Raw genomic sequence first — 22,368 nt, forward strand, 5'->3', positions numbered from 1 at the left:
GACTATCCATGACTGTGCCATTTCAGCAAAACCTGGATGAACAAAGTGATTTTCAGCGAATTTTTCAAATGTATTTATTATTCAAGGAAGAACCTGAGCGACCGGCCATTGCCGCCATTCATGAGGCATTAATGCAAAAATGCGGCAAGGTGGATATCGTATCCGCAGATGAAATGCTGTCTTCATTCGCGATTGAAGCCTACAATGTAGAATATTCCAATGGCACAATGCCGGCACAAACGATGATCGCGGACGTGACACCTTTCGAACAGCAGACGATTAGCGAGATGGAGCGTTCCCAATTCTGGAATTTGCCTGACGGTGCGGCACTTTTGGAGCAGTGCCGTTACAAAATTTTGATGAGCGATTTTATGTCGGCCGGTCTGCCGATTAAAGACCGCTGCTCTTTGCTTGCAGATTGGATCGAGGTAGCGGTTAAGCTGTTTCCAACCTGTGCAGCTGTATGGATTCCTGCAAGCGGGAAGCTGCTGCTGCCTGAGGAGATTAAAGAAAATCCGTATGAAGGGCCGAGCCGCTTCCTGCAATTCGGCATCAACATTCGTTACTTCAATGTACATGGGACCGAAGACAGCTTGATGGACTCGCTCGGGTTGTATGCGATCGGCTTGACAGACATCCAATACCATTTCCACACATTGGACCCTAACGATGTATCGCGCCACGCGTTTAATGTTGCGGCCTATTTATTCGAATCAGAAGCAGAGCTGAAGGATGGCGATACGATGGCCGGTATGCGCGATGGCGAGATGGTGCCTGATATATTCTGGAAATGCCATTATGAGCATGCCCTCGTCCAGCCGGCACGTGAAGTGATCGATATTTGCCCCAATGAATTTGCGGCCGGCAATCGCGAGCTGGAAGAGGAGCATTCATAACCGGACGGCGCATTCAGGCCAGCTGCATCCAGGCAGCTGGCCGAACTTGCGTTTAGGGCTACACTTCCTGCTTGACCGCCACCTGCAGTGCCGAGACATAAGCCTCTGCGAGAGCGGACAGGCTCACATGCTTATGGCAAATCCATCCTACATTCATCGCTTCCTTGCAATCGAGCGGCACAGGAATAATCTCATTTCCATTCAAATCTGCACTTAACACCCCGGTAGAGATCGTATAGCCGTTCAAACCGATCAGCAGATTGAATAATGTCGCGCGATCCGTCACACGGATACTTTTCGGCCGTGTCAACGTACTCAATATTTCCTCAGCAAAATGAAAAGAATTAAATTCTCCCTGCTCAAATGACAGGTAGGGATAATCATTCAATTGCTCGATCGTCACCAGCTTTTCCTTAGCCAGCGGATGATAGATGCTGACGAATACATGCGGATTGGCTGTAAATAAAAGATTAAAAAGCAAGTTCGCTTCTTTCAGCAGCTTCATAATAACCTTCTCATTAAATTCGTTTACATACAAAATGCCGATCTCGCTGCGCATCGTGCGTACATCTTCAATAATTTCATACGTTTTGGTTTCCCGGAGCGCAAGCTCATATTGCTCCTGACCATATTGCTTGACCAGCTGAACAAAGGCGTTGACCGCAAATGCGTAATGCTGGGTCGAAACCGAGAAATGCTGGGGAGAGGGGGTGGCATTCAAATACCGTCCTTCCAGCAGCTCTGCCTGCTCAACGACCTGTCTCGCATAACCAAGAAACTCTGCGCCTTCGTTGGTCAGTGCGATCCCTTTATTCGTCCTTTCAAAAATCGTAAGTTGAAGTTCTTTCTCCAACTCCTTGATCGCATTTGATAAGCTCGGCTGCGAAATAAATAGCCGTTTGGCCGCTTCATTCATCGACCCTCTTGTTGCAATTTCGATGACGTATTTGAGTTGCTGCAGCGTCACCAACCATCACCAGCCTATATCTGTTAATACGGCTATTGTACCATATCTGTCAGCAGCTGCAGCAGCTGTTTTCCGTTACGATTGCTGCAATTTGCGGAAGACGTTATAGCTTCTGCGGGCGCATTCCGAGATGGCAATTGGATGGAAGCCGCTCACTTCTGCATAAAGCGTATCGTTTAGCGGGTCAATCCACGACCCGGGCAGCGCCGCGGCTCCAAGTGAGGCACCAAGTACGGAACCGACTGTTGCACCGTTGCAATCCGTGTCCCAGCCGCCGAGTACGGCTGTCGTAATGCCTTTTTCGAAATCGCCGCCGGAATGAATAAGCGCAGCTGCGCATAATGCCGCATTATTATTGGTATGAACAGGATGGTAGTGTTTGAACGACTCCCATATTTTACTTACCAGCTCGACTTGGTCGTCCGTCTCCTCGGCAATTCGCACCGCGAGCGCAATATCTTCGGCCAACCTGCTGTTTTTCGGAATCTCGCTTAGTCCGATCTCTACAATCCGTTTTACATCAGTCTCCACAAAAGCAGCGGCGATCATCGCCGAGCAAAACATGGCGCCATAAATGCCATTTTTCACATGAGAGAAGGAGGCGTCCTTCCAAGCCAGTTCAGCTGCAAGCTGAGGCTGACCGGCAGCGCCATAAGCATAGCCGTCAACACGAATCTGCGCGCCAATCCATTCGCGGAATGGGTTCAAATAGGAGCGCCCCCAATGAATATGCTTCTCCCAATCATCCGGCTGATTGCCGCTTATATGGGAGGTAACGCGGGCAAAATTCAAATAAGACTGCGCCTCGGCAGTAAATACCTGGCCAAATGACAAATGGCGATGCCACTGCTTGCCAACATCCCATTGATTAAAGTTCAAGCCGCGTTCTTCGAGCATAAGCAGGCCGAGAACGGTATAACGAATATCGTCATCTGTCTGCATAAAGCGAATCTGATCGCGGCAGCTCTCCAGACTGCTCCAATGGGCAATTTCAATGTTGTACTCCGCTTCAGCAGTCGATTTGCTAGGCGTATAATGCCGAATTGGCCATTGTCCTGCTCCCTCAAACCAATGCTTTATATTAAGCCAGCCCGGCCGGCCGCCGGAACCATACATGAAAGCGTGGGCTTCCAACGGTTTGCCAAGGGCACAACCGGCCGCGCGGCCAAGCCAGGCGCCGTAAAATTTATTTTGCCATTCGTCATCATTCCAATTGCTTGTCAAGCTGCGCGGCCCTTCAGGACGTTCAGCGCGAATCTCTTCAAGCCCCGACGGCTCAATATATTTAAACGCTGCGTCGGGCTCTAACGCCATTAAGGCATGGTATACTTCCATCAGCTTCGCTTCATTCGTGTCAGCAGCTTCCAGACGCTCCTCAAAACCGCTTACATCACATCCTTCTTCACGACGCTGAATAATCTCCTTACTGACGATTTCTCTTAGGCCAATCCATTTTGTCATAATAAGGCTCCCTTCTGAGTTCAATAATTGATCTCGTACAGATGCACTCATTATAACTGCCCGCGGCGGCAAAAACTTCTTAAATTATAACGGCAATCTTCTCATTATTTGCTCATTGCACAAGTCCCATAGATTGACGATAAATAATGGGGGATACGCCAACAATGTCTTTGAAAACCCGATAAAAGGTCGGCAAGCTTTGAAAGCCGCATTCAAACGCAATATCGGCAACCGCTTTGTCTGTCCCCGTCAACTCCCGCTTGGCGGCCTGGACACGCAGGAGGGATACATAATCAGAGAAGCGGTATCCCGTCGTTTCCAGAAATGCGCGGCTGACGCGCGATGCACTTACACCCAGCTCGTCCGCCAGCCCCACCAAGCTCAGCGGCTCACGAAAGCGCCGCTCCACCAAAGCGGCCAGCGATTGTGCTTGACGCACCGTCTGCACTATCGTCTGCCGCTCGTCATCGCTAAGCAGCTCGCTGTAATGGCGGAGCAGGCGGCCGCATAACTGGATCAGTGCGCTTTTGGCCATCGCCAAATAGCCGGGGGATTTTTCCCGCAGCTCCTGCGCGATTGCTAGTATCCAAGGCGTAAGCTCACTCGCAAGCGGCGAGCCGCTCGTAATATGATTGCGAAAATGAGTAGAACGGTAGGAGAAGGGCAGCAAAAGGCCGGGCTCCTCCGCGAGCAGCAGCGCCGGATCAAAGTTAATAAAGAGGTAGCGGCTTGGATCATCCGGGTCAGATTGAGCGATATGGCGTTCCTCGTTATTGACGATAAATAAATCGCCAGGACAAGCCGCATAGCGTTTACTGCCGAAGAAGAAACAGCCTTTGCCTGACAAGCAGAGACCGACTTCCAGACTTGAATGCATGTGAGGCGACTGTCGATTAGTGGCAGGCGTCCATTCGAAAGCGTTGATCGGAATCGGATGATCGTATGTAATATGCAGTTTCATCGCATCCATAGCCCCCCGACATTAATCATGGTATAAGGCAAGTATACAATAAGAGCCGCCTTCAGACCTATAATATGCAAAAAAACCTCCGCAAATGGAGGTTAGTATTGTGAAACCCGATGAACTACATGAGCATGGAGCGGATTTTCTCGAGATTGCTGTTAACTTTAGCAATACTCAGTTGGTCAATTTCATCATGCGACTTTGCTTCTATGGACGAAGGCTCAGGCAAGCGCTCATCAGCTCGAAATAATACTTTGCTGTGATCAGCCGCATCGATTAATTCCGAGAGTTGATGGGCGAATTCTTCTTTTGTCGCGCCGCTCGAAAGCAAATTCATCTGAGCATGGAGCAGTTGCTGAAGCCGTTCGGCCTGCTCCTTCTCAACGCCGCTTTCATGCATATGATCGATAATTTGTGCCGAAGCCTCAAGCAAATCTTGAATATCCCCATGATGCTGTATCATTTTCCATCACCTATACCTTTGTTTTTTGGTTATTATGTGCAAACAGAGTATAATCATACAAAAGTGTTGGAAGGTGAGAAGCTCATGAAACTGGTGTTGCTGTTTGGGCCACAGGCTGTCGGTAAAATGACCATAGGGCATGAACTAGAAAAAAGAACCGGATTAAAGCTGTTCCACAATCATATGACCATCGAATTGCTACATCCTTATTTCGGTTTCAGTGCGGAAACATGGCGCTTGACTGATTTATTCCGGGTAGAAATCATGGAGGCTGTATCGCGGAGTGATCTGTACGGCTTAATTTTCACATATGTATGGGCTTTCGATCAGCAATCCGACTGGGATTTTGTAAATAAAATTTGTCATATTTTCGAGTCCAAAGGGGGCGAGGTATACTTTGTCGAGCTGGAAGCAGATATGGAAAAGCGCCTTCTGCGCAACAAAACACCCCATCGGCTTGCGCATAAACCGACGAAACGAAATGTTGAGCTTTCCGAGCAGGATTTGAAAAATTCAATGAAAAATTATAGACTTAATTCCATTGAAGGTGAGTTAAAGAAGAAAAACTATGTGCGAATAAACAATACCCATTTGAGCCCGGAAGAAACTGCAGCGATTATAATCGATACCTTCAAACTGGGCCGCGCACAACAAGAAGAAGGAGAGCAACATGGAACACATCATTAGAGACGGCTACAAATTAGCAATTTTAGAGCAAGGACCGAAAGAAAACACACCTATTTTTGTAATCGGCAGTGCAATTTATTATCCAAGATTGTTCGCGCATGACGTTTTTGCCGATTTGCATCTCGTTTTTATTGATCATCGAGGATTTGCAAAGTCCGCGAACGACAATGCACCGTACTCGCTTGATGATATTGTAGAAGATATTGAAGCGGTGCGTGTGAAATTGAACGATCCAAAAGTCATCCTGTTCGGACATTCTGGACACGGATTTATGGCGATGGCTTACGCCAATAAATATCCCGAGCGGGTATCAGCAATGATACTGGCTAATCTTGCGCCAACGAATGCGAAGGAGCGGCAGGAGGGGAGTATTGCCTATTTTGAACAAACAGCGGATGAGGCGAGAAAGCAGTATTTCTACACGGAAATCGCCAAGCTGGAAAATGACATTAAACAAGATCCGGAGCACCGGTTCAGCCATATGAATATTCGCATGCAGGCGCACAGCTTTTATCAGTACGACTTCAATGGCGCGTATTTGTGGGACGATGTGGTAAACAATATGCCGGCTCTGGATTATCTGTGGGGAGTAGAATTTGCTGCATTCGACACTCTATCCGCCCTGCAGCATCTTAAAGCCCCTTGTCTGCTCATGTTAAGCGAGTATGATTATTTAGTTTCTCCAATTTCGCTCTGGGATGCCTATCTTGAAAAAGTACCGTCGATCAAAAAGGTCGTTTTCGAAAAAAGCGGGCACAATCCGATGCTGGAGGAACCGGAAAAATTTGCCCAAACGCTTCGATCTTTCACTACTGGCCTGTAATGTTGACCGCCGCGGCAAGCTTCTTTTAGGACCCAAAGACAGCCTCCGTTGCTAAAACGATGAAGCCTTTGGATCCTTTGTTCATTGCAACGAGCCAAGAAAGGAATCTTCCTTCAACAGAGCATGTCTCAGCTCTTCTAAAGCGCGTGATTGCTGCTCCGTGCGCGTTCGTTGATCGAGATAATGCATATGGTACACGTAGGAATAAAGCTGCCTGAAATTGATAAAGAAATCAATTTGACTCATACATGACTCCACAGCACGATGCTTTGCATAACCCTCCATAAAGGCGCTAAAGAAGCTTCTCGCAAAAGCTGTTCGGTTGTTAGAATCTTTCACAGTTAAGGCTGCATGATAGACTGCGATCGCAATATCATAGGCAAACCAATGATACTCACAATCGCCAAAATCGATAAAGATGAGTTCGCCTCCACTGCCGACTATAAAATTATGATGATGAAGATCGCCGTGGATTAAGCCATATGTTTCTTTTGTTTTGTCCATCCTTTCTAATTCACGGCAATATTTAACCCACTTCTCTTGAATTAGCTCATCCAGATGCGAATGACGGAATTGATAGAGAGGATGGTCAGACCAGGCCATTCGCGGTACTTTACCTTGATAGGCACTGGCAAGCGCATGCATTTTGCCCAACCCTTCTCCCCATTTCACAAACAACCGGCTGTTCCAGATCGTCTGATCCTGGGAATCAACGGGCGTTCCATGTATTTTCTTGTAGGCTGTAAAATAAAGTTGATCATCCAATGGATGGATATAAGCTTCATGATTCAGCATGAGAGGTTCGGCGGTATTTACGCCATGCGCATGCAAATATGCCGTCCATTCCAGTTCGGCCAAAACAAGTGCGGCAGCCGTGTCCATTCTGTTATAAACCTTGATAATAATCGCCTCGTCGGCGGAGAGCTCGTACACATTGTTATGGTAACCGCCAATCAAGTTCAGACTGGATGGCTGACAGCCTAATCGCTCACGCAATAGAGGACGTACCCATTGTTCATTCATCAAACCATTCTCCTTTTAACAGTCGCACGTAATCGTTATTAATTCCAGCCAGCAGCTGCAAATACCTTTTATTTCGTGCGAAATCGATACTCGTTTGGCGAAATTCCCATCGCTTTCTTGAACGCTAAGAGGAAATTCAGCATCGTTGTCGAATAACAACGGCTATTGCTGAATTGTATTTAGAAAGGTGAGCGAAAGTGGCAAAAATTTTAGTTGTAGAAGACGAACAGCCGATCAGCGATTTAATTACAATGAATTTGAAGCTTGTCGGCCATCAGTACATAAAGGCATTTACCGGTGCAGAAGCGCTGTCAATCATTGAACGGGAACCGCTTGATCTCATATTGCTGGATGTCATGCTGCCGGAATTGGACGGCTTTGAATTGATGCAGCGGCTGCGCAGCCGACAGTTGCCAGTCATTATGATTACTGCCAAGGATTCCCTGACGGACCGTATAACCGGCTTCGAGCTGGGGGCTGAAGATTATATTATTAAGCCGTTCGAAATTTTGGAAATGCTTGCCCGCATTAATGTCGTGCTGCGCCGCAGCCCAACGGCAGAGCAAAGCATCGTGATCGACGGCATCGAGATTCGCCTGGAGGAAAGGCAGGTTTATCAAAACGGCAGCGTTATCGAACTGACGGCGAGAGAATTCGAGCTGCTGGAGGTGTTAATTCAGAATAAAAATATTGCACTCTCGAGAGAGCGGCTGCTGGAACTAGCCTGGGGTTATGATTTCGCCGGCGAGACCCGCACCGTCGATGTCCATATCCGACAATTGCGCAAGAAGCTCGGCTGGGAGGAACGTATTAAAACGGTCTATAAACTTGGCTACCGTCTGGAAGTGGAGGGGGGTGCGTGAAATTTTGGCAGAAATCGCTGCTGCTAGTGCTCGCGCTGTTCATTATCGCGCTCGATATCAGCGTGTTGATGATTATGAACAAAAGCTGGGCGCTTAATATAGCTCGGGAGCAGCAGAGGGCTGACCGCGAGCAGGCGCTCATTGCCAACAATATTTATGAGAATTTGAACTCGATTGCGTCACGCGGCATGCTGATCAATGAAGCTGTATTGGCGGAGGTAGCGCGTTCCTACATCGATTACTACCATAAGCAAAAAATTTCTTTGCAGCTCTGGGACCACAAACAGGACCAGCTTATTTATGCAGACGATCGTGAATCAATAGCAGCAAGCAATGAAATCGCGGCGGCAAGCGAGCTGCCGGCTCCGTATGGTCACATTGAGCTCGTCTATAAGCGCAATATTGAGGAGTTGTATGCGAGCCAGGCAGAATTGAATCGTTACTTTGTTTATATTAATTGCACCGCCGGGCCGCTGCTCGCTTTAGCGTTATATGTGCTGATCCGGCGCTTAACCAAGCCGTTGCGGCAGCTTTCCAGCTCAACAGAAACAATCGCCGCAGGAAATTACTCAGAGCGGATTGCGCTGCGCAATAACGATGAGTTCGGCGAACTGGCGCAAAATTTCAATCAAATGGCGGAGGCTGTAGAACGGCATGTAACGGAATTGTCCGATATGGCCGAGGAGAAGCAAAGAATTGTCGATAACCTGGCTCATGAGCTGCGCACGCCATTAACAAGCATGCAAGGCTTTGCACAATATTTGAATTCCGCTAACATAGGCGAGGAAGAGCGGGTGACGGCAAGCGGCCATATCTGGAATGAAACTTTGCGTCTCAAAAATTTAGTCTTTAAACTGCTCGAGCTGTCGACGCTGCGGGGGCAGCCGATAGAACGGACTGAAGTGAACGTGGAGGAATTATTCGCCGCGGTCCAGCAGATGGAAGGGCAAAACCTGGAGCATGCCGGACTCAAGCTTGTTGTGGAACGCACAATCGCCAGCGTGTGGGGGGATGCCGATTTATTGAAATCGTTTTTGGTCAATTGCATTGAAAATGCAATCCATGCTTCCTCTGCCGGCTCCGAGATCAGCTTGAAAGCCTTTGAGCATTGGCAAGAACAGGAGCAGCGTTCATCGACTGTGCTGGAGGTTCGCGATTTCGGGAAAGGGATGAGCGCCGAACATTTGAAACATGTATTTGAGCCTTTCTATCGTGTGGACCATGCCCGCTCCCGCAAGCATGGAGGCGCCGGCCTCGGGCTGTCGATCTGTCGGCAAATCGCCGATGCGCATGATGCCAGGCTAGAGCTTGAGTCAATGGAGAACGAAGGATCAGCAATCCGCATTCTTTTACAACTTCCTAACAAGTAGCAGTCCATTTCATAACATAGCTTGTTTAAAGTATGACTTAGGCTGAAGCAGCCCATTACGTTTAGGAGGATGTAAATCATGAAAAGAAAAAGTTTGCCGGCATTGCTTGCCGTATTCGCCATTTCCGGCGGGATGCTTGGAGCGAGTGCCTTTGCAGTGCCGCATATTTCAGCTTCCACGCAAAAAATGCAGCAAAAGCTGCCGCCCAGCAATTCGGCTAGCGATATTGTTCCGATCTTGTACGTGAAGGATAAAGCGCCTGTATCTACAGTCGAGGAGTATTTAAAGCAGGCCATGACTGCTGAAGAAATGGAGCAGATTTACAAGTATATGGACAGCAGCAAACGGGAAAGCGCGGAAGGTACACGTAAAATGAGCGTACAGGAGGAAAAACGGCTGAAGGAGCTGAAGCAGCAGTATATTTACGATGGTCTCCGTCCGGAAAATAAGCTGCCGCTTAAAGCTGGCGAGGCCCGCTTCTACCTGGATCTGAATAAAGATATCCTAGTGTTTCCGAAACAATCGCTGTCCAATGAGGAGCTGCTTCAGTATATCGATTGGACCGCACGTGTCAACTTTGCTTTGGCTCAGCGCATAGAGCGGCCGCAGCCTGACCAGAAGGATATTAGTAAACAAGAAGCAATCGACAAAGCGCTGAAAAGCATCGCGAGTCTGTTTGACTTCGATGCCTCGAAACTTGAGGTATCGGCTGCCTACAACAAATTTGGACCCGGGCAAAAAGGAATGTGGCTCGTCCACTTCCAGCCTTACAAAGTTGAGGCGCTGCGGGCAAACGGCAAAGACTACATGATGTATGATGTCTTTATTGACTCGTTGAGCGGGGCCGTTATCGATACGACTATTTTCAATTCAGCTTACAAAAGAACGCCGATCACGCCCGAGCTTTACCGGTCAATCAAGCGGGACAGCAGTTGGGTTGAAATCGCGCAATCCATTGTGACTGATAAAGCGGGAGAGAAGCGCGAAATCGAAAAAATCACTTATTTGCAGAAGGCAATATATGATAAACTCGGGGTTGTTGCGATCAAGGTTGCTTTAAAGGACGGAAGCTCCTATACAGCAGAGCTTCGCTATCCTGACCAGAGCTTGCGCTGTCTGGTTTACGAGCCGGCCAAAAGCAGTACATAATCCGACTGCATTTTATTTGAAAGACGGAAAAGCATAATCAGGAAGGGAAGGGGGCTGCGCTGCAGCAGTGTCTTGATGGCCGTTTGCCTTGGCGGGTCGTCTGTACTTCATCAATTCCGACACTGTCACCATGCGGTAGCCTCTCTTCTTCAGCTCCGGCAAAATAATCTCCAGCGCTTTAACGGTCTGTGTTCTTGATCCGCTGACGTGATCGTGAAGCAGGACGATATTTCCATTTTGGGCATTGCGCAGCACTTTATCTACAATCTTCCTCACACCCGGAGAACTCCAATCTCTCGTATCCTGATTCCACGACCAAAGGACTACCGTTTGCCCATGCCGCTTCGCCGCACTGATGACCTTATCGTTATAAAACCCGCCTGGCGGCCGAAACCATGGCGAAGTCTGACCGGCCAGTTCTTTAATTTTGCGGTTGGCTATGCGAAGCTGCTCATCGATCGTATCCTGACCGACACTGCGCTTGAAATAAACGTGGTCATTCGTATGATTAGCTATTTCATGGCCTTCTGCCACTTCTCTTTTTACAATGTCGGGGAATCTGTCCATACGAAAGCCAATAACGAAGAAGGTAGCTTTTGCATCATATTTCTTTAGAAGATCCAAAATTTTCGGTGTAGTTTTTGGATTAGGCCCATCATCGAAGGTCAAAGCGATTACTTTTTCATCAGTCGGAACATCCCATATGACTTCTCCGCGCGATTCATAATAAGCTCGCCCATGTTTGGCCGGGATTGAAGAAAATCCGGTCGTTGCGATCAAACAAATACAACAAAATACAGCCATGACGCGTAAATTTGACACTGGCGTTATCCCCCCATAATTCGGCTATTCGAACAGCCCCAATTCCTCATAAACTTTCAACGAAACGACCCCATTTGACGGCAAATGATGAGCGCGCTGAAACCTTTTTAAAGCTTCAGCTTGAACAGGTCGCATTCCTATCCCAGTAGCCACAGCTGCTATTATAAGGAATAAAATATTTATTCTTTTCATCAATTGTTTTCACCGATTTAAACGTTTTTGAACTGCTTCTGATACAGTTTCCCAAATCCCCCTCAATTATATGCAGGGACCTTCTCGCTTCAGCCAAAGGCGGCCATGGTAATAACTAACACTGATATTGAAAAAAGATGAAGGGCAATATGTAGAAGGGTTCATCCCTCATAACAAAAAGGAGGCAACAAAAAATGAAGAAACTAGCTATCAGTATCGTATCTGCATGTGTGCTTTTAACAGCAAGCTCTGCAGCTTTTGCATCTGCTGCTCCTGTGGACACAAAGCACCATGCGAAGCATGTTACTAAAAAAACGCATAAAATGCATGCTAAAGCCAAAGCTCACGGCAAAAAACTGCATGCAAAAAGCATGAAAGCAAAAGCAGTAAAAATGCCAAAAACCGGTTTCGGCGGAGCGAGCGAGCAAACCGAATAGGAGAGCAAAAAAGAGGGGAGATGCTTGCTATCATGCCCCTCTTTCTTTATCATTATGAAAAAATGGATATTTCTTATTGTAGCATGGATGATATTAATGGTGGCCTGTACTGCTTGCTCAAAGGCTAATGAACGTGAACAACAGAGCGGCAATGTCCCTCCCTTGACAGAGCCAGAACCAGCTCCAAAAGCCGAGCCAAAACCAGCACCGCAAGCCGAGCCAAAACCGTCTCCAAAAGTGGAGATGAAGCCAAAGCCAGCCGCAAAAAATGACGAAATCAAGCTTCCTCTTAAACTTGATGACGGGATTGTACCAGACATCTTATATATTCCGGCCATTAAGCTCCATGCCCGCGTCCAGCCTGTGCCGGTGCTGGGTAACGGCCAAATGGGAGTACCCAGCAGCACGGATGAAATCGGATATCTTGCTGACGGCATATTGCCTGGAGAGCCGGGAAATGCCGCTATGGATGGTCATGTCGATTCATACACCGGACCTGCTGTCTTTTTTCGCCTCAACAGGCTTAAAGCAGGGGATGATGTCTACGTCAAAAGCAAAAGCGGCTGTAAAATCAGATTTTCCGTCGAATCAGTAGAAATATTCAAAACCGCTGATGCGCCTTTGCAAAGAATTTTCGGACCGGCCAAAGAGTCGCGCTTGAATCTTATTACTTGTGCCGGCAAATATAGCCGCAAGAAAAAGGAACATCAGGCCAGATTGGTCGTCTTTACGAAGCGGGTCGCGCCAACCGAAGGATGCAAACAAGAAAAAGCAGGTTAGAAGCAGGCAGGCTGTCTCCCGCCGCGATCTAATCTGCTTTTTAAGCTTAGCCTTTGCTCGCAATTTCCGGCATGCGCTTGGCTTTCTTTGTGTCAAGAAGAAACGGCTGACGCCGTCCTTGAGGCGCAGCAAGTTTCTTCCCTTAGAAATATAAGCTAGGTATAAGGTAAAACTTATACTTCTTTCTTATATTTTGAAGAAGCCTTTCACTTGTTTAGAAAATGCTGCACCAATGATGCCGCCAATAACCATGACAGCACCGACGAGATGATAGTACGCCAGCTCCTCATTCAGGAAGACGGCACCGCCAAACATCGTGATAATTGTCCCGACATTGTTGAACAAGCTCATTTTGGAAGCTTCTATTTTTGACAAGGCATAATTAGAAAGCAATGAACTTCCTAATGAGGAAAAAAGGCCAAGATACACCATCGCCCATATAAATGAAGGGGATGTGAAAGGATCGAAATAGTGAGTTAACGTCCCTTCAACCGTATGACGCGCCACCGATATCAAATTGAAAGATATAAATCCGATTAACGACATGATAAAAGTGATATCAAGCAGATGATATTGCTGTGTCAGTTTGCGGGCCAGTACGCTATAAGCGGCCGAAGAAATAGCCGATAGCAGTACAAGTGCAACGCCGAGCAAACTCGAAGCATTCAATTGCACGCCTTTCATAACGAAAATAAACACGACGCCCGCTACCGTTAATAACGTGAACAGTTTCTGTATCCATGTCGAACGCTCTTTCAGAAAAATGGTTGCCAAGACCATCGTAAAAATGGGAACAAGCGCATGAATAATTCCTGCTTCAGCTGAAGTGGTGTACACAAGACCAAAGGTTTGAAAAGCGAAAAATAGAAACGGGTAAAATAAAGCTGCCGGAATAATCGCCAGCAATCCCTTAAGATCAAAACGGATGCGCCTGCCAGTTATGAATAAGGCCGCTGCAGCCGCCAATAACGAAATAGTAAACCGGTGCGCCAGCGTGTCCAATGGATGCGAAGCTGAGAGAGCCAGTTTCACAAACATAAAAGAAAATCCGATAATGAAAGCATATAACAAAGCGGCTGCATAAGCGCGCCCAGTATGTGATTTATTCATGAAAATCCACTCCTTACTTTCTCTTTACAGCTTGCAAGTTAATGAAATCATCGATGATTCTCTTTAATAGTAAGGGTCAATTTTCTGTGATACAATAACGAAAAAAGCGATCTATACCGGTACAGATGGATAAAAGGAGTGGTTTTGTGCTTAAATATATGCAGCTATTTCATGAACTGGAGGCCAATATTAAAAACAGCACGTTCAAGCAAGGGGGAAAGCTTCCTTCGATTCGCGCTTTGTCCGAACAGTACAGCTGCAGTAAGAGCACCGTACTTGCGGCGCTTGAAGAGCTCGAACGCCGGCATATGATTTATTCCGTGCCCAAGAGCGGCTATTATGTCGTTCAGACGAGCGGCCGAGGAGAGAAAAGCGGGAATAATCCGATCGATTTTGCGGCCTCTGCCCCTGATCCGGATCTATTTCCTTATCTCGATTTCCAGCATTGTATTAATAAAGCGATCGATATGTATAAAAATGACCTGTTCATTTACGGCACGCCAAGAGGGCTGCCTTCTCTGCTAACCGTTATGCGCCATCAGCTGGCAGATTCGCAAGTATTTACAGAGGAACGAAACATTATCATTACGTCAGGCGTGCAAATGGCATTGGCACTGCTTGCAGCGATCCCTTTTCCCAATGGCAAAAAAAACATCTTAATCGAGCAGCCAGGCTATCATTTATTTATCGATCATTTGCTGACTCATCAAGTCCCGGTAGAAGGTATTTATAGAACAGCAAAGGGGATCGATCTGGATCAATTGGAGCAGCTGTTTCGGACAAGGGACATCAAGTTTTTTTATACGATTCCCCGATTTCACACTCCTCTGGGCACTTCCTATGCAGAGCGGCAGAAAAAAGAGATTGTAACACTAGCTCAAAAATACGATGTCTATTTGGTAGAGGACGATCATTTGGCCGATTTGGAGCAAAATAGCAAGGCCGATCCGTTGTTTTCGTATGATCAGGATGCTCGTGTTATTTATTTGAAAAGCTATTCCAAAATTATTTTTCCCGGGCTGCGTATCGGGGTAGCGGTTTTGCCGGAGGCGTTAGTCGAGATTTTTACCCGCTACAAACGTTCGATCGATATCGACAGTTCAATGCTCTCACAGGGAGCGCTTGAGATTTACATCAAAAGCGGGATGTTTGCCCGACATAGAGAAAAGATACGGGAGGCTTACATTAGCAGGGCGAGAAAATTGGATGAGTCGCTGAGGCGGGAAGCACTAACTTGCGAAGACGCATTTACGTTTCCGGCTTTAAAATATCCAAGCATCCATACACATCTTGTATTGGATAAGCGTCTATCCGTTCCCGGAATCATCAAACAGTTGAAAAATCACAATGTGCTGCTGGAGCCGCTGGATAAACACTACTTGCCCGGATATTTGCAAAATCATTTGTTAAAATTGAATGCCAGCCATGTGCAGGAAGCGAATATCGAAGCAGGTATCATGCGGCTCGCTTCCATACTGTCTAAGGAAATGTCCAAACATCAAACGATGCGAAAATGAAAAAGAGCAGCTCCGCTTTCCGGAACTACTCTGCTCTGTATGCTGGGCCAAAATCAATTATTCAGGATCATAATCCGGCGGATAGTCACGTGGCAAATCTTCATGCAGTTCTTTATTTTCAAATCCGAAAGGATTAATGACATGCTGATCCTTCCGCCACGGTGTGCTTTTGCCGTTCGCCGCCGGCTGAATATCGGCTCCGTACGCGCCATCCGGAAATTCCTCTGCAGTCAACTCGTTGCGCTGAGACTCCACAGTGGCCAGCTCCGAGTATACCTTATCATCTTTTTTATCCATTTTTCAGCCTCCTTTTCATTAACCTGTCCTATGGTAAGTAGCGTTATCCATTCATAACGACGCCGCCGGTCACATGAATAAACTGCCCGGAAACGTAAGAAGAATCCTCCGAAGCGAGATACACATAAGCAGGAGCAATTTCATAAGGCTGTCCCGCCCGTTTCATCGGCGTCTTTGCACCCCAATTCGCCACTTGTTCGGCCGGGAAGGAAGCAGGAATGAGCGGAGTCCAGATCGTTCCGGGGACAACGCCGTTGACCCGGATGCCTCTCTCTTGCAGCGATTTTGACAAAGAACGGGTAAAGGCCACGATCGCCCCTTTGGTTGCCGAGTAATCCATCAGCTGCTCATTGCCTTCATAGGCAGTCAGCGATGCTGCGTTAACAATGGAGGCCCCTTGTTTCAAATGAGGCAGAGCCGCCTTAGTTAAATAAAAAATTGAGAAGAAGTTCGTCCGGAATGTCTTCTCCATTTGTTCGGAAGTGATATCCTCAATGCTGTTCTGAACATACTGTTCCGCCGCGTTGTTAACTAAAATATCCAGCTTCCCAAAATGCTCGACCGTTTGCGCCGCCACCTGTTTGCAGAATGGTTCACTGCCGATATCGCCGGCAATGGTCAAGCAACGCCGGCCTTTTTGTTCTACAAGCTGTTTGGTCTCTGCGGCGTCGTTATGCTCATTCAAATAAACGATGGCGACATCCGCGCCTTCTTTGGCGAAAGCGACGGCTATAGCCCGTCCTTGGCCGCTGTCGCCGCCAGTAATGATCGCCACTGTATCCTTTAACTTTCCGCTGCCCTTGTAATCCGGATTATCAAATATTGGCCTTGGGTTCATAAGAGCCTCAATACCCGGCTGCTGGTTTTGATGCTGGGACGGATAAGGGGGGAGAGGCTGCAGCTGGGGCTGTGATTGATTTGGAGCTTGTGTTGTCGTTGCCATCGATTTGCTCTCCTTTTTATTTATTTAAAATCGGGGTGTGGAATTTGCGTAGTAAACACGTCCAGTAATGCCGGTTTGTTCCCGGACAACGATCTTTTTAATGCTGCTTCCAGCTGTTCGGCTGTTTCAATCCGCTGGGAGCTCCATCCGCAGGCTTCCGCTACTTTGGCGAAATCCGGATTGGCAAGGTTTGTACCTTCAGGCTGCAGTCCCTTCATATCCATTTTGTCCTGTTCCATTTGCAAGGTGCCGTTGTTGAAAACAATAACGGTGATCGGCAAGCCATATTTTACCGCTGTAAGCAGTTCGGCCATGACCATTTCCAAGCCGCCGTCCCCCGTAATACAAACGATTTGTTTTTCCGGCAAGATTAGCTTTGCTGCGATTGCGGCAGGCAAACCGAATCCCATCGTCCGCCAACGTTCTGAAAGAAGGAAACGGTGGTCTTTGGCCCGAAAATTTCTTAGAAACCATAGCGTCGAGTCGCCTTCATCTAAGGCAATGACACCATCCTCCGCGATATTTTGCTCCACAATTTTAACGATATTGGCGGGGTGAAGGGGCGAGGCAGCCTGATTTCTCTCCTTTTCATTTTGCGTGAACCATGCTTGACGGCATTGCCTGATCTGCTCAATCCAATCCGGATCGGGTTTAAATTGTTCTAATCCTGCCAGCAATTTTGCGATGATGTTGGGCATATCTCCAACCAGTCCGACATTCACGGGGATGGAAGTCCCGAGTTTTATCGGATGATTGACGAGATGAATTACCCGTGCAGTGTCCGGAACCAATCCTTCCGGCCACCAAGATGTATCTAAAGCGAGTACAACGTCGGCCTGTTTGAATAGAGGGGGGAGAAACGGATTGCCCCCTTCTCCAAGCCCGTTTAGCATAAAGGGCAGAGAAGCCGGGACTTTTCCAATCGCGCCATAGCTCATAGCGATGGCGCATCCCCATTTTTCAGCCAGCCTGTGAATGGCTTCCGATTCTGCTTCTGCTTTGCTGCCGACCAGCATGACAGGCCGCTTGGAGTTCCGCATGAATTGCAGCGCTTGTTGAATTGCTGCCGGATCGGCATACAGCGCGGGCATATAAGGCTGCTCGTAGGGCTGAATGGTTGCAGCCTGTTCAAAAACATCAGCCGGAATGGACAAATGTGAAACAGTTTGATGTTGAACAGACATTTGTATAGCCCTTGCAAGTGATGCAAATACGGCTTTCGGATGAACAACCAATTGACTATAGGAGGAAACGGCTTGCATCAATTGCTGCTGGTTAACAGCCTGCTTGTAGCTAGTGCCGATTTTATCAAGCGGTGCGTCGCCGGTTATCGCAAGTACAGGGGCTTTGTCCATAAAAGCATCTCCGAGCCCATTGATCAGATTGGCGAGCCCTGGTCCCATTTGCGCGATGCAAACGCCAATCCGGCCGGTTAATTTCGCCTCTGCCGAAGCCATCATGGCAGCGGCGGACTCATGCTTGACAGCGATAAATGAAAGCGCCTCTTGTTTCGCAATCGCGTCAAGCAGCCCAAAAATAGCGTCCCCAACAACACCGTATATCCGTTTAACTCCCCAAAGACGAAGCTGCTCCAGTATCATTTCGGCTGCTGTCAGGGAAGGGGGGAGGGGAGAAGGCGGGGCATGCTTGTTTAACTCCGTTACTAGGTTTGGCATGAAACAGCGCTCCTCGTAATGTAACTTCAAACTGATTAATAACTGCTTCCATCCCATTGATAATAAGCAAGCATATCAGCATCGGGCTCAACTCCAATCCCATTGCCGCTAGGCAGGTAAATGGTCCCGGCAGCAGGGGAGAGCGGGAGCAATTTAGTAAAAGGATTATCCATCACGTCCCATTCGACAGGCTCGATTCCGTCCGCTTCCATCTTGCTCCAAGGTTCCAAACACGCTTGTGCAAAAAGGGCATAAAGACGCGCTAACGCGCCGTCGTATGTATGCGGCGTTATGCGAATGCCAAAGCATCTTGCCAATCTGCCCGCTTCCCTGAAACCGTCTAGCCCGGCTGCATGCATAGGATCAGGGGTGATAAAGTCAAGAGCATGCCCGGTAAGAAAAGGAATAAACTTTGCCGCCTTTTCGATGTTCTCGCCGCCTGCCAGCGGGATGTTGAGCCGGCTTCTTAAGCGCGCATATTCGCCAATGTAATCGACTTTCAGCGGCTCTTCCAGCCACAGCAAATTGGGCCAAGCCTCAAGCAATGATTTCCAGCGTAAAGCTGCAGCCAGATCATAGCTTTGATTGGCATCCAAAGCTAAATCAATTTTTGATTCCAACAAGGCCTGAACAGAGTTGATGTGCTGTTGATCCTCGGCAATCGTTTTTCCGCCTATTTTTATCTTGATCTTGTCAAATCCGGCATGAATCGCTTGGCCAATAAGGGCGAGAGAGTTCTTTTGCCAGTTTAGATCCTCTGAATAGGATTGAAAAGAAGCATAAACAGGCACTTTGTCCCTAAATCTTCCCCCCCACATGTCACACACAGAAATACCCGATTTTTTGGCCATGATTTCGGTTAAAGCCATGCTGAGTGCTGCAGCGGAGCGAGCGTTCCATTGTATGATCGTTTGGAGTATTTTGGCTCTGTCCGCTATCGGCTTGCCAAGCAAAAAAGGAATGATTCGCTCATGGAAGCCTTTTTGCAAGGTCGGCAGCCAGTCAACGCATTCGCCCCAGCCTTCAATGCCCGAATCGGTGGTTATCCGGATCAAAAAGCAGGTGCGGTATGATTTCATGCCATTAGCATCTCCATATCGCCTGGGCAGACGGTAAAGAAGCGGGAAAGTGTCAATTTTTTTTATATACAAGCAGCGGTACCTCCAAATCCTCCAAAATGTGAAATTTATTCTCGTTCCTTTCCAGATAGTATGACTTACTCCAATTAGGAATAATCTTGCATGATGTTGGCAACAATTACACCGACTATAATACTTTGGAAATGAGGCGGCGGAAATGAGTTGGTCCATTGATCGGGTTCTTATATTGTTCGTCAGTCTGGCATTTTTAGTTATTGGTTTGCAGGTGACGATGTTCCATTACCGGCAAAACTTCCATCATAAATCGATGTGGGGCCCTGTCATTTCAGCACCTGTAATCTTTATTACAGGCATAATTTTGACTTGGTACAATGTTACCTGGCTGCGCAATGTGTTTTTGATTTTAATGTTTGTCGGTGTTGTGGAAGGGTTGGTTGGATTTTACTTCCACTTCCGGGGCGTAGGCGTGCGGGTCGGAGGCTGGGCGTTGCGAAATTTTCTTATCGGACCGCCAATAACACTTCCGTTAATGTTCTCCGCATTAAGCGTACTCGGCTTGATCGCCATTTACTGGGGGGTGCGATGAGTCGATGGAAAAGCAAAGTCACTACCCGTCTTTTTCTGTTATGGACGAGCAGGATGAATGGGATGACCATACCCAAACCATCGTGACTTCCCGGTTAAAGCCGAAAAAGAACTTGCAATTTCTAACCGGGGACGAGGCTGCAATGATAAAAAGAATCAGTTCGCTCTTCGTAAACGATCAAACGCCGGAAGTGCTCGATTTCGTACTCGCCCATATCGACAAAACGCTGTATCAGTCCCCCGGGGAAAGCCAAAGAAAAGCGGGCGTTCCTGCGGCCGCGGAGCTGATCCGATCAGGTCTTCAGGCAATTGAGGAAGGGGCGGAGGCACAATATGCTTCTTCTTTTTTATCGCTGGATATCGCTGAACAAGAGCAGTATCTGCAGCAGATCAGCAATTCGACTGCCGAACCGCAGAAGATATGGGGCGGAATCCCGCAGAAAGAGCTGTTTAAGAAGCTTTTAAGCTTGACGGTCGAGTCTTACTGTTCTCATCCAAAGGTGTGGTCCGAAATCGGATATGCCGGGCCAGCCTATCCCCGAGGATATGTACGCACGCAGTTGGGACAATTGGATCCATGGGAGGCGCAGCCTGAATAATGTTAAAACGAAAATATGCGAACGAAGAAGTAGATGTTGTCATCGTTGGCGCAGGGGCGGCAGGCGGCGTTCTGGCCAAAGAATTAAGCGAAGCGGGCATGAGCGTAGTCATTTTGGATGCAGGGCCATTTCGCGATGCGCAAAAAGATTTTGCGAGCGATGAGCTTTCGATGAAAAATTTGGGCTGGCAGGATACCCGGATTGTCGATGGCAGCAACCCGTTGACGATGGGACATAACAATTCCGGCCGGGGGATCGGTGGCGGCACGGTCCACTTTACAGCTGTCTATTTACGATTCCACGAAGCGGATTTCAAAGCAAAGACGCTGGATGGCGTCGCGGACGATTGGCCGATCAGCTACGAAGATTTGGAACCTTATTATGCCAGAAATGAGAAGGAAATTGCTGTATCCGGGCCCAAACATTTTCCGTGGGGCAATTATCATGGCCCATACCCTTATCCGGAAAGAGAGCCGCTGAGCCCGAACGCCTATATGTTTATGAACGGTTGTGAAAAGCTGGGGATCCGCTCCTCTGTCGCTCCGCTTGCCATCCTGTCCGCGCCGTTTGAAGGCCGTCCTCCCTGCATCAATAGAGGGTTCTGCAATCAAGGCTGCATGCCGGACGCCAAATTCAGCACCCTCATCGTGCATATTCCTAAAGCGATTAAAGCAGGAGCAGAAGTTTTGGCTGATTGCATGGTCACTCAAGTATTAATGGGCAAGGATGGAAAGGTGAAAGGGGTTACTTTTGTTCACGAAGGCAAGACGTATGAGCAAAAAGCCAAGCTTGTAATCTTGTCCGCCTTCGTGGTGGAGACGCCGCGGCTCCTGCTCAATTCAGCAAATTCCCTTTTTCCGGACGGTCTGGCCAACAGCAGCGGCATGGTAGGGAAATCGATTATGGTTCACAGCAGCCAGGACGTCTATGCGAAGTTCGATGAAGAAATCAGGCTGTATAAAGGAACTCCCGTACTGGCCACAACTCAGGATTTTTACAGAACCGATCCGAAGAACGGCTTTGTCCGCGGATACACCCTTCATTCGCACGGCGCCAGGCCGGTGGAATTTGCCAGCGGAGTTTCCAAAGCGGCGGGAGGGCCAGTATGGGGAGAACAGCTCAGAGCTGCTTTGCTTGACTATAACTATTATGGAAGAGTCACTTTGGTCGGCGAAGTTTTGCCTAATGAGGCGAATCGGGTTACATTGACAGACGAGAAAGACGAGTATGGCCTCCCGCGTGCCAAAGTCACGTTCAGCTACGGCAGCAACGATCTGAAGCTCATCGACCACGCGGTAGGAAAAATGAGCGCCATCCTTGATGCAGCAGGCGGAAAAGTCGAATTCGTCATTCCGGATACTGCCCATATGATGGGGGGCTGCCGCATGGGAAACGACCCGCAAGCCTCGGTCGTCAATTCATACGGACAATGCCACGACATTCCTAACCTGTTCATTTGCGACGCGAGCATTTTTGTCACTTCCGGTGCGGGAAACCCCACGAATACGGTGATGTCGTTAGCGCTGAGAACAGCCGACTATATAAAGGAAAAAGCGAATAAGCTGGAATTGACAAGGTCGGTCTAACCGGCCTTTTCGATTTTTTCAGCTCAGAGAATCGCAAATGAAGGGCGCACTCATGAGA

At 48.0% G+C, this 22,368-nt stretch carries 23 protein-coding genes; 12 read left to right on the top strand and 11 right to left on the bottom strand.

The window, feature by feature from the left end; genetic code table 11:
* Positions 1-8: 8 nt before the first annotated feature.
* Positions 9-896 carry a DUF4261 domain-containing protein gene (locus ACFQ0N_RS03185; protein ID WP_379322887.1) on the top strand — a complete coding sequence of 296 codons (888 nt, stop codon included), beginning with the start codon at positions 9-11 and terminating at the stop codon, positions 894-896.
* Positions 897-954: 58 nt separating this feature from the next.
* On the opposite strand, the gene ACFQ0N_RS03190 is transcribed toward ACFQ0N_RS03185, so the two are convergent.
* The 4 genes from ACFQ0N_RS03190 to ACFQ0N_RS03205 form a co-directional block, all read right to left on the bottom strand.
* Entirely contained in the window at positions 955-1,863 is a 909-nt protein-coding gene (locus ACFQ0N_RS03190; protein WP_379322888.1) for a LysR family transcriptional regulator, read from the bottom strand.
* Between the two features lie 75 nt (positions 1,864-1,938).
* Positions 1,939-3,324: an ADP-ribosylglycohydrolase family protein gene (locus ACFQ0N_RS03195; protein ID WP_379322889.1), complete on the bottom strand. Its 1,386-nt coding sequence runs from the start codon at positions 3,322-3,324 to the stop codon at positions 1,939-1,941.
* Between the two features lie 112 nt (positions 3,325-3,436).
* The gene (locus ACFQ0N_RS03200) at positions 3,437-4,285 is read right to left on the bottom strand and encodes an AraC family transcriptional regulator (RefSeq protein ID WP_379322890.1); all 849 of its coding nucleotides are present in this window, start codon (positions 4,283-4,285) and stop codon (positions 3,437-3,439) included.
* Positions 4,286-4,409: 124 nt separating this feature from the next.
* On the bottom strand, positions 4,410-4,751 hold the full coding sequence (locus ACFQ0N_RS03205) for a hypothetical protein (protein ID WP_379322891.1): 342 nt from the start codon (positions 4,749-4,751) through the stop codon (positions 4,410-4,412).
* Between the two features lie 84 nt (positions 4,752-4,835).
* On the opposite strand from ACFQ0N_RS03205, the gene ACFQ0N_RS03210 reads away from it, so the two are divergent.
* Entirely contained in the window at positions 4,836-5,438 is a 603-nt protein-coding gene (locus ACFQ0N_RS03210) for a shikimate kinase (protein ID WP_379322892.1), read from the top strand.
* Complete coding sequence (locus ACFQ0N_RS03215) at positions 5,422-6,261, top strand: alpha/beta fold hydrolase (RefSeq protein ID WP_379322893.1); 840 nt, start codon at positions 5,422-5,424, stop codon at positions 6,259-6,261. Before ACFQ0N_RS03210 ends, ACFQ0N_RS03215 begins: the two co-directional genes overlap by 17 nt.
* Positions 6,262-6,342: 81 nt before the next feature.
* Here the strand turns inward: ACFQ0N_RS03215 and ACFQ0N_RS03220 are convergent, their stop codons facing one another.
* Complete coding sequence (locus ACFQ0N_RS03220) at positions 6,343-7,284, bottom strand: phosphotransferase enzyme family protein (protein ID WP_379322894.1); 942 nt, start codon at positions 7,282-7,284, stop codon at positions 6,343-6,345.
* A 197-nt stretch (positions 7,285-7,481) separates the two neighbouring features.
* Between ACFQ0N_RS03220 and ACFQ0N_RS03225 the strand changes: the two genes are divergently transcribed.
* The 3 genes from ACFQ0N_RS03225 to ACFQ0N_RS03235 all read left to right on the top strand — a co-directional run bounded on the left by ACFQ0N_RS03225 (position 7,482) and on the right by ACFQ0N_RS03235 (position 10,666).
* Entirely contained in the window at positions 7,482-8,147 is a 666-nt protein-coding gene (locus ACFQ0N_RS03225; RefSeq protein WP_379322895.1) for a response regulator transcription factor, read from the top strand.
* Positions 8,144-9,517 carry a sensor histidine kinase gene (locus ACFQ0N_RS03230; protein WP_379322896.1) on the top strand — a complete coding sequence of 458 codons (1,374 nt, stop codon included), beginning with the start codon at positions 8,144-8,146 and terminating at the stop codon, positions 9,515-9,517. Before ACFQ0N_RS03225 ends, ACFQ0N_RS03230 begins: the two co-directional genes overlap by 4 nt.
* Positions 9,518-9,595: 78 nt before the next feature.
* A complete protein-coding gene (locus ACFQ0N_RS03235) occupies positions 9,596-10,666 on the top strand; it encodes a hypothetical protein (protein WP_379322897.1) in 1,071 nt (356 codons plus the stop codon).
* A gap of 12 nt (positions 10,667-10,678) precedes the next feature.
* Here the strand turns inward: ACFQ0N_RS03235 and ACFQ0N_RS03240 are convergent, their stop codons facing one another.
* Positions 10,679-11,470, bottom strand: coding sequence for a polysaccharide deacetylase family protein (locus ACFQ0N_RS03240; RefSeq protein WP_379322999.1), 792 nt, complete (start codon positions 11,468-11,470; stop codon positions 10,679-10,681).
* A 404-nt stretch (positions 11,471-11,874) separates the two neighbouring features.
* On the opposite strand from ACFQ0N_RS03240, the gene ACFQ0N_RS03245 reads away from it, so the two are divergent.
* Positions 11,875-12,117 (top strand): hypothetical protein, encoded by a 243-nt coding sequence (locus ACFQ0N_RS03245; RefSeq protein ID WP_379322898.1) that lies wholly within the window; start codon positions 11,875-11,877, stop codon positions 12,115-12,117.
* 54 nt (positions 12,118-12,171) lie between these two features.
* On the top strand, positions 12,172-12,897 hold the full coding sequence (locus ACFQ0N_RS03250; protein ID WP_379322899.1) for a class F sortase: 726 nt from the start codon (positions 12,172-12,174) through the stop codon (positions 12,895-12,897).
* Positions 12,898-13,083: 186 nt separating this feature from the next.
* Here the strand turns inward: ACFQ0N_RS03250 and ACFQ0N_RS03255 are convergent, their stop codons facing one another.
* Positions 13,084-14,007 (bottom strand): DMT family transporter, encoded by a 924-nt coding sequence (locus ACFQ0N_RS03255; protein WP_379322900.1) that lies wholly within the window; start codon positions 14,005-14,007, stop codon positions 13,084-13,086.
* Between the two features lie 146 nt (positions 14,008-14,153).
* Between ACFQ0N_RS03255 and ACFQ0N_RS03260 the strand changes: the two genes are divergently transcribed.
* Entirely contained in the window at positions 14,154-15,524 is a 1,371-nt protein-coding gene (locus ACFQ0N_RS03260; protein WP_379322901.1) for an aminotransferase-like domain-containing protein, read from the top strand.
* Between the two features lie 57 nt (positions 15,525-15,581).
* Here ACFQ0N_RS03260 and ACFQ0N_RS03265 read toward each other — a convergent pair whose 3' ends face one another.
* Genes ACFQ0N_RS03265 through ACFQ0N_RS03280 form a run of 4 tightly spaced genes read right to left on the bottom strand, consistent with a single transcriptional unit; the run spans position 15,582 to position 19,591 of the window.
* A complete protein-coding gene (locus ACFQ0N_RS03265; RefSeq protein WP_379322902.1) occupies positions 15,582-15,821 on the bottom strand; it encodes a hypothetical protein in 240 nt (79 codons plus the stop codon).
* 43 nt (positions 15,822-15,864) lie between these two features.
* Positions 15,865-16,764: an SDR family oxidoreductase gene (locus ACFQ0N_RS03270; protein WP_379322903.1), complete on the bottom strand. Its 900-nt coding sequence runs from the start codon at positions 16,762-16,764 to the stop codon at positions 15,865-15,867.
* A 20-nt stretch (positions 16,765-16,784) separates the two neighbouring features.
* Positions 16,785-18,440, bottom strand: a complete 1,656-nt coding sequence (locus ACFQ0N_RS03275) for a thiamine pyrophosphate-binding protein (RefSeq protein WP_379322904.1) — start codon at positions 18,438-18,440, stop codon at positions 16,785-16,787.
* A 35-nt stretch (positions 18,441-18,475) separates the two neighbouring features.
* On the bottom strand, positions 18,476-19,591 hold the full coding sequence (locus ACFQ0N_RS03280; protein ID WP_379322905.1) for a mandelate racemase/muconate lactonizing enzyme family protein: 1,116 nt from the start codon (positions 19,589-19,591) through the stop codon (positions 18,476-18,478).
* 145 nt (positions 19,592-19,736) lie between these two features.
* Here ACFQ0N_RS03280 and ACFQ0N_RS03285 point away from each other — a divergent pair, with 145 nt between their 5' ends.
* Genes ACFQ0N_RS03285 through ACFQ0N_RS03295 form a run of 3 tightly spaced genes read left to right on the top strand, consistent with a single transcriptional unit; the run spans position 19,737 to position 22,310 of the window.
* Entirely contained in the window at positions 19,737-20,126 is a 390-nt protein-coding gene (locus tag ACFQ0N_RS03285) for a hypothetical protein (protein ID WP_379322906.1), read from the top strand.
* Positions 20,127-20,130: 4 nt separating this feature from the next.
* Positions 20,131-20,724: a gluconate 2-dehydrogenase subunit 3 family protein gene (locus ACFQ0N_RS03290; RefSeq protein WP_379322907.1), complete on the top strand. Its 594-nt coding sequence runs from the start codon at positions 20,131-20,133 to the stop codon at positions 20,722-20,724.
* The gene (locus ACFQ0N_RS03295; protein WP_379322908.1) at positions 20,724-22,310 is read left to right on the top strand and encodes a GMC family oxidoreductase; all 1,587 of its coding nucleotides are present in this window, start codon (positions 20,724-20,726) and stop codon (positions 22,308-22,310) included. The genes ACFQ0N_RS03290 and ACFQ0N_RS03295 overlap by 1 nt, the downstream gene beginning before the upstream one ends.
* Positions 22,311-22,368 lie beyond the last annotated feature (58 nt).

The sequence above is a fragment of the Paenibacillus sp. GCM10027626 genome (genome assembly GCF_042676285.1).
Classification (GTDB): domain Bacteria; phylum Bacillota; class Bacilli; order Paenibacillales; family Paenibacillaceae; genus Paenibacillus_Z.